Origin of the sequence: Yersinia sp. 2542 StPb PI (assembly GCF_048593855.1) — a bacterium.
Classification (GTDB): Bacteria; Pseudomonadota; Gammaproteobacteria; order Enterobacterales; family Enterobacteriaceae; genus Yersinia; species Yersinia enterocolitica_E.
Window position 1 is genome coordinate 1 of the sequence record NZ_JAZGQA010000207.1, and the last position, 7,336, is coordinate 7,336.

Genomic DNA, 7,336 nt, shown 5'->3' on the forward strand with positions numbered 1-7,336 from the left:
GTAAACCTGAAGAGTCTTAACTCCACCTTAATTAGACTAAATCATTAAATTTTTAGCTCTCTCTAGGACACACTCAAATCCTTAATCAACGTGTCATTAGAGGAATAAATACATGCGTACAACACTTTTAACTTTATCACCTGCCGCTTTGTTATTGCTGGCTTCGGCTGGAACGGCCTTTGCAGCAGAATCTGGGCGTAATGCTATGATAACGATAGAGGCTAGCATCGTAACTGCAACCTGTGATGTCTCGGTCACTGACCGATTGAATTTGAATAACCACACAGCAGCCGTTTTCACTGCCCCTAATACTTTTATTGATAAGACGGCACAAAATTTTGATGTGAGACTTATGAATTGTGGAAAACCGTCGGCGGAGGATGATACGGCGAGCTTGCGTATTTCGGGTTCAACACTGAGCGGTGGCAGTAACAATATCTTTAACAGCGATAATAGCTCTAGTGTTGGTGTCATGGTCAAACATGAAGGCACCATCCTACAAAGTGGAGACTCTATTCTTGTTGGGACTGCGGGTAGCACGCCAGCACCTGGAGATTTTGAAAAATCGATTTCTTTAAGTGCCGCGTTAGCTACCACTAATATATCAGCCATCGAAAATACAACGATTAGTGCACCAATTACATTTAGTTTTGTTTATAACTAACCATTTCTGATGGCAGGTGATGATAACTCCCTGCCATCAGGCAAGAGGAGTTTGAGTAATGAAATTTTTATTTCGCACGCTATCTTTGATATTCGTTGGTTTGACTGCCACTCAAACCGTTCAGGCTGGCGGATTTGGTATTAGTGCCACTCGGCTGATTTACCCACAGGGTGCATCGAGTGTTTCACTCACTTTGCGCAATACGCAACCAGATGCTCCTTATTTGGTACAGACCACAGTCAGCGCTTCTATTGATGGGAAAGGAGTCGCCCCTTTTTTGGTCACTCCGCCGTTATTTCGCCTCGAACCAAATAGTAGCAACCAAATTCGGATTTCTGCTAATGGTGGGGCTTTGCCCAGTGATCGTGAATCGGTTTTCTATATTAATGCTCGGGCTATACCCAGTAGCGTTGCAGGAACAGGAGAAGATCAGCAACAAAACGTTGGTGGTGAAGTAAAACTGGGCGTTGCGAACGTCATCAAGCTATTTTATCGCCCTGCTGGATTAGCCCCGACTGTCGCCAATGCCCATAAGAACCTACAAATTACCCCAGTGAAAGAGGGATTACAGGTTAATAACGCCTCCCCCTATTTTATTAACTTTGCTGGCATCAGTTTTGCCGGAGAGGCGCTATCTTTGGCGCGCGCCGAAGCCAGTATGATTGCCCCTTTCAGTAGCCATATCTTCCCGAGCAAAGTTAAACAAGGGGAGGTCCGCTGGCGGGTGATCAACGATCTTGGAGGTATCGATGCCTTTACTAAAGTGGTGCCGTAATGCGGGTTCTGCGAGCCTTTTCATCTGTGTAGTCGCTCTGCCGGTACAAGCTACTGAAATAGTGGATTTCCGTGCCACCATTGTTCCTGGAACTTGCGAAATTAAGCTAGATCAAGAGTTTTTGCATTTGGGTAGCGTCCAAACAAGCGCGTTGTTATCGGGAGCCGTGGCTGCATCCAATACTTTCTCTCTGAAAGTACAAAATTGTAGCGGGACGGCACCTGGTAGCCAAAAACCTGTTATCCAGGTCACTGGCAATGGTGATGGCAGTGGCAGCAAATGGCTGTTTCGTGACGCTGACTCAGACGCTCAAGGGGTTGGTGTGCTGCTAACTCAAAACATGAATACCGTTCGCCATGATGACAAGCTGCAATTTCAAGGAATAGTCCCGCCAGCCACCGGTGCCGCTATGGCATTTTCCGCAGGGGTATCCTGTATTGATTCGGGGGGCTGTAATCCAACCACCGGTAAACTCATTGCTCGAGTTACCTTCAATTTTCTTTACGATTAAGAGTGCATTATGATTCGAGCCCTTCGTTTGCGAGACTTGCAACTTATCAGTGGCTTACTTCTTAGCCTCTGGGGAAATATCGTTTTTGCTGCTGATGGCGGAATAAGCCTTGGACAAACGCGGGTCGTATTTAATGAAACTGATCGGGCGCGCACTGTTCTGGTTAAGAATGATGGCGATAAAACTTATTTAATTCAGTCTCTGGTTCAACTGGGTCCAGATAATAAACAAGCAGCACCATTTATCGTGACACCACCATTATTTCGGCTGGAGCCTAATAGCCGTAATTTGCTGCGTATTATACGCCAGAATAAAGGAACATTATCGCAGCAACATGAATCGGTGTTTTATTTATCTGTTCTGGCGATTCCTGCTCAAGCCTCCGAGCTGACAGAGCAGGCCCAGCTATCAATGGGAATTCGTTTTTTGATTAAGCTGTTCTATCGCCCCGATGGGTTGAATATGACCCCGGAAGACGCTTACTGCAAATTACAATTTACCCAAGTCGCTGAGGGTATCCTTGTAGAAAATCCTACACCCTATTTTTTAACGCTGGGGCAATTGAATATTAATCATCGCGCCGTTAGTTTCGAGCAGCACCCGGCAATGATTGCCCCTCACAGTAATCAAATTTATCCAGCTATTTCACCGTTGGCAATGGCTGACTGGCGAGTGATTACCGATTACGGGATCCTCTCGTCGAAATGCGAATATTCACCGCCATAATTTCTGGAGAGTAAATGAAAAGTTTCTGGACTCGCCTGTCATTAATAATGATTGGGAGCTTACTGATGCTGAACAGTTTATCGGTGAGCGCAAATCAGGCTGAACTTAAAGGTATTTCCTTTTATGTGATGCGGGTTATTTACCCGGAAAAAGCCAGTCAGGGTGTTGCATTAACCGTCTATAACAAAAGTGATCAGCCTTTTTTAATGCAATCTTGGATTCGGAGTATGGATCCTCAAACTGGCAGCGTTGCACCGCAGAGCAAAGTCGTTACTCCGATGCCTTTTATTGTCACTCCGCCGCTGCAACGACTGGAGCCTAATAGTGATTTGACCTTGCGTATTCGGCGTACCGGAGGGGAGTTAGCACAGGATCGGGAGTCAGTATTTTATATTGCTACCAAGGCTATCCCATCTACACCTGCGAATATGGCGCAAAACGGCGGTCAATTAACGTTAGCTGTTGTCAGTAATCTTAAACTATTTTACCGCCCGTCCAGCCTGCCGGACAGTGGGGTGGCAGGTGCTGCCTCACAATTACGCTTCCATCTGGAAGGTAATACGCTGGTTGCTGAAAACCCAACGCCGTTTTGGTTGACATTTTCTCGGTTAAAAGTTGGTAACTATTTGTTTGATAATGCGGCTATGCGCCTGATGGTTCCACCAAAAGGGCAGCAACGCTATAACTTGCCTGCGGGTACAAAGGGGCCAGTTGAGTGGCAATTGCTTGATGAGACAGCATGGAATACGCCATTAGAACAACAAAAATCACTTACTGGCTCATCTCGATATTGATATCCAGTTTACCGACAAACTTATTTTAACTGCTGGTTAATCATATGTTTTTAATTCCAATTTTGTGTATTGGCAAAACAGATAAACCAGGTTGAGCTAAATATCATGAAACGACACGTTAATGGGATAAAAATCTCACCTATATTTACGGGTGCGATATTACTTACGTCTGTTCTGCCCGCTTGGGGCCGGGATTATTTTGATGCCGGGCTGCTAATGCTTGATCAAGAGCAGTCTGAAAAAGTGGATTTGACTCAGTTTGAGACTACCGATCAGGTGCCTGAAGGGGCCTATCTGGTGACGATATTTGTTAATCAGATTGAGCGCGGCGAGCAAACAATCACTTTCCAAAAAGGCTCGCGGAATAAGGTTGAGCCACTCCTCACGCCCGCGTTACTGAATGAGTTCGGCGTGAATACCAGTGCACTGCCGACATTCTCAAATTTACCACTGGATAAGCCAGTGGAGGATTTGCCCGCCCTGATTCCTCATGCGCAGGTGCAATTTTCGCTGGCCAAGTTGCGGCTGGATATCAGTATCCCCCAAGTCGCAATGCAGCCAAATAGTAGCAATCAGGTTGATCCCTCATTGTGGAATCAAGGTATTCCGGCATTTTTGCTGAATTATAACGTGAACGGCAGCCGCAGCCGACGCTCTTCCCAATCAGACTTGGGAACATCAGAGCAAACAAGCCTCTTTGCCAACTTACGGGCGGGGTTGAACTTTGATGCCTGGCGTTTACGCAGCCTGATTACCCATAGCCGGAATACGACGAATGGTGATAATCGTGCGGGTGAAAGTACGCAGGACACCCAGTTTATCAATAGCTACCTGCAGCGGGATATCCAGCCTTGGCATTCTGAAATATTGGCAGGTGAAAGCAGCAGTGGCGGGGATGTTTTTGACAGCATTCCGTTCCGTGGCGTCAAACTTAACTCAACCGAAGAGATGTTGCCCAACAATCTGCGTGGCTTTGCTCCGGTTATCTCTGGTGTTGCGCAAAGTAATGCGAGGGTAACCGTGAGGCAGAATGGCAACATTGTGTATCAAACCTATGTTGCACCAGGCCCGTTTACGCTAAATGACTTGGGGCAGAGTGGTTCTTCAGGTGATTTGACGGTAACGATAACTGAAGCTGATGGCTCCGTTCGCACCCAGACTGTCGCCTATTCAACACTGCCGGTAATGTTACGTCCTGGTGCATTTAAGTATGAACTGACCAGTGGGAAATATAATGGCAGCACCACTGTTGGCTCTCAGGAGTCAACTTTTGGACTCGGCACTTTGGTTTATGGTTTGCCCTATAATCTCACGCTGTATGGTGGTGGACTGGTCGCGGATGATTACTTCTCAAGCGTGGTGGGGAGCGGGTTGTCTTTAGGGAACTTTGGCGCATTGTCTGCGGATGTCACTCAGTCGAACGCTAAGCTGAAGGACGTGGATGACCGGCAAAAAGGGGAGTCATATCGGTTGCGCTATGCCAAAAATATTGCCAGTACCGGCACATCAATTGATGTCGCGACTATGCGCTACTCGACCCGAAATTATTACAGTTTTTCCGATGTTAACAACAATGGCTACCAATTACGCGACGATCAGTAGCCCTGGTCACAAGACCGTAAGCGCAATAGTTACCAGTTACGTTTGTCTCAGAATATGGGGGATTTAGGATCGCTATATATCTCTGGGATGCGGGATAACTATTGGGACAACAGTAAGGTCAATAACAACCTTACTGCGGGCTATAGCAACAGCTACCACGGGGTGACTTACGGCATGAATTACAGTATTGACCGCATTAAAGGGGACAATAGCTGGCCGGAGAACAGACAGTTATCCATGAACGTTCAAGTACCATTAAGTTTGTTGAGCGGTTCATCACTTGCTAACCGTAGCTTCGCCAGTTATCAGATGACAAATAACAACCAAGGTAGTGTTCAGAATCAGGCGGGTATTAACGGAACATCAATGGATGACCGTCTTTCTTACAATGTGACACAAGGCTGGTCTAACGACGGCAGCAGTGACATGGGGTCGGTGAATACTGGTTACCGTGGCAGCAAGGGCATGGCGAGTATGGGATATAGCTATGGTAGTGGCTACCGCGCGGTGAATATGAATGCCAGCGGCGGGGTGGTGGCACATGCCGACGGAGTCACATTGAGTCAACCTTTAGGCGATACCGTTGCATTAGTCAGTGCACCAGGCGCCAGAGGAAGTAAGGTGATGAGCGGCAATAATCAGGTGGACAGTCGTGGTTATGCGGTGGTGCCTTATCTCTCAAACTACCAGCGCAATAATATTAGCCTGGATCCGGCAACCCTGCCTGAGGGGGTTGACATAACGCAGTCAAGCCAAAATCTCTACCCAACTAAAGGTGCAGTGGTTAAGGCTAACTTTGCAACACGCGTCGGTTATCAAGTATTGGTTACTTTGAGTAAAAGTGGTGGATTAATCCCTTTCGGTGCCGTGGTTGCCGTTGAAGGTAGCGCGGGTGAAGAGCCGAATACCAGCATTGTTGGAGATGCAGGGCAGGTCTATCTCAGCGGGCTACCAGAAAGTGGTCGTCTAAAAGTGAAGTGGGGGGGGGATACTAGCCAGCAATGCAATGTAGCGTTCAATTTGGCGAACACTCCAGCCCCGTCAGCGGCTAATCCGATACGTCATTTGCCATTACGTTGTGAGGTTTAACATGTTGAGCACCGAGAATTCACTCAATAGAGGGGTAAACACCGTGACAAATAAAATAAGCACCACTGGTTTTACGCGGTTACGAATAGGGCTTTGTCTGCTGTCGTTGGGCGTTATTATGCCATTACAGGCAGCTATCATTGAGATTGGTAGTGGTAGCCAACAATGGACAGGCCCAGCCATTAATCAGAATATTTCCACCAGTTTTGGTGACTACTATATGACGCTCAATCCAAATTATGGTCTTGTTGCCATCACGGGGGCGGGAATTCCTGAAACTTTGGGTTGCGTTAATAACACCGCCTTAAGTGATGTTGGTGGAATTCAAGGGTATAAGATTGCTCAAGGTATTTTTTTGGTACCGCAGGCATCTTTCACTATGAATTATCAGTTAAATGCTGGCTCATCAGAAACCATGAGCGGGACTTTTAGCAATTCGGGAGTCCAGGGGATAGTCTCTGGATCTGGAAATGCTGCTGCAACGCCTGCAAATTCTGCCTGGTGTTTATCACCCCGGGCAATCTCGACACCCTCTTTTTTCGAGGAATATAGCGTCCGCAGTGGATCAATAACGGGCGATTGGGTCATTATCACCGATGGGACCCAGCAAGATGGAGTATACCCCATTCCTGAGATGTATTTTAGTAGCAGTGCAATATCGAGTGCTACGAAGGCAAGTATTCTTACTGGCTATCAGGTTAAAGTTTCCACACGGCAATGCTCGATCAATATTAACAAATCGATCAACTTTGGCGAAGTAGAACATAATTCGACTTTGGGGGCTGAATTAGAACTAGTGAAGGATAGTCTGGTGGTGGGATGCACCCAAAATAGCGCTAATCCTGCCGCTAATATTAATATAAAATTTCAGGCTAATTCAGGGCTTTATGGCGGTGAAACTACCCGTTTGTCTCTCACTGAGGGAGGGGGTTATATCACAGGTGAAATCACGGGAGTTACAGGAGCTGGAACATGTAATCTCACGCAAGGTCTGAAGTTTAATGGTGAACCAATGAAATTAGGTTTAATTAATGCGGGTGAATCTAGCGAAGTTTTCTCAAATGAACTCACCTGGCGACTATGTTCCGGTGGCGACACATTACCTGTTGGTAACGTTACCGCCTCGGCAACTGTCGATGTTATTTTTAATTGATAGCCGAATAAGTCTAGTGAAC

The 7,336-nt window shown here is 46.7% G+C and carries 7 protein-coding genes and 1 pseudogene; all 8 read left to right on the forward strand.

All coding sequences use genetic code 11. The annotated features are described in order from the left end of the window. Nucleotides 1–112 precede the first annotated feature (112 nt). Nucleotides 113–664 (forward strand): hypothetical protein, encoded by a 552-nt coding sequence (locus V1952_RS18515; RefSeq protein ID WP_420075285.1) that lies wholly within the window; start codon nucleotides 113–115, stop codon nucleotides 662–664. Nucleotides 665–722: 58 nt separating this feature from the next. Then, nucleotides 723–1,439 carry a molecular chaperone gene (locus V1952_RS18520; RefSeq protein ID WP_420075286.1) on the forward strand — a complete coding sequence of 239 codons (717 nt, stop codon included), beginning with the start codon at nucleotides 723–725 and terminating at the stop codon, nucleotides 1,437–1,439. Next, a complete protein-coding gene (locus tag V1952_RS18525; RefSeq protein WP_420075287.1) occupies nucleotides 1,414–1,950 on the forward strand; it encodes a fimbrial protein in 537 nt (178 codons plus the stop codon). The genes V1952_RS18520 and V1952_RS18525 overlap by 26 nt, the downstream gene beginning before the upstream one ends. A gap of 9 nt (nucleotides 1,951–1,959) precedes the next feature. Then, on the forward strand, nucleotides 1,960–2,676 hold the full coding sequence (locus V1952_RS18530; protein WP_420075288.1) for a molecular chaperone: 717 nt from the start codon (nucleotides 1,960–1,962) through the stop codon (nucleotides 2,674–2,676). Nucleotides 2,677–2,690: 14 nt separating this feature from the next. Further along, nucleotides 2,691–3,470: a molecular chaperone gene (locus tag V1952_RS18535; protein WP_372558299.1), complete on the forward strand. Its 780-nt coding sequence runs from the start codon at nucleotides 2,691–2,693 to the stop codon at nucleotides 3,468–3,470. Between the two features lie 105 nt (nucleotides 3,471–3,575). Then, a pseudogene (locus V1952_RS18540) lies at nucleotides 3,576–5,858 on the forward strand (fimbria/pilus outer membrane usher protein); the annotation flags it as partial. Then, nucleotides 5,853–6,161, forward strand: a complete 309-nt coding sequence (locus V1952_RS18545; RefSeq protein WP_420075290.1) for a FimD/PapC C-terminal domain-containing protein — start codon at nucleotides 5,853–5,855, stop codon at nucleotides 6,159–6,161. The pseudogene V1952_RS18540 and the gene V1952_RS18545, both read left to right, overlap by 6 nt. Before the next feature lie 43 nt (nucleotides 6,162–6,204). Next, nucleotides 6,205–7,314: an adhesin gene (locus V1952_RS18550; RefSeq protein ID WP_420075289.1), complete on the forward strand. Its 1,110-nt coding sequence runs from the start codon at nucleotides 6,205–6,207 to the stop codon at nucleotides 7,312–7,314. Nucleotides 7,315–7,336 lie beyond the last annotated feature (22 nt).

Coding starts and splice junctions, on each gene's coding strand:
- V1952_RS18535 (WP_372558299.1), top strand. CDS start 2,691: ATGAAAAGTTTCTGGACTCGCCTGTCATTAATAATGATTGGGAGCTTA.
- V1952_RS18530 (WP_420075288.1), top strand. CDS start 1,960: ATGATTCGAGCCCTTCGTTTGCGAGACTTGCAACTTATCAGTGGCTTA.
- V1952_RS18515 (WP_420075285.1), top strand. CDS start 113: ATGCGTACAACACTTTTAACTTTATCACCTGCCGCTTTGTTATTGCTG.
- V1952_RS18525 (WP_420075287.1), top strand. CDS start 1,414: ATGCCTTTACTAAAGTGGTGCCGTAATGCGGGTTCTGCGAGCCTTTTC.
- V1952_RS18520 (WP_420075286.1), top strand. CDS start 723: ATGAAATTTTTATTTCGCACGCTATCTTTGATATTCGTTGGTTTGACT.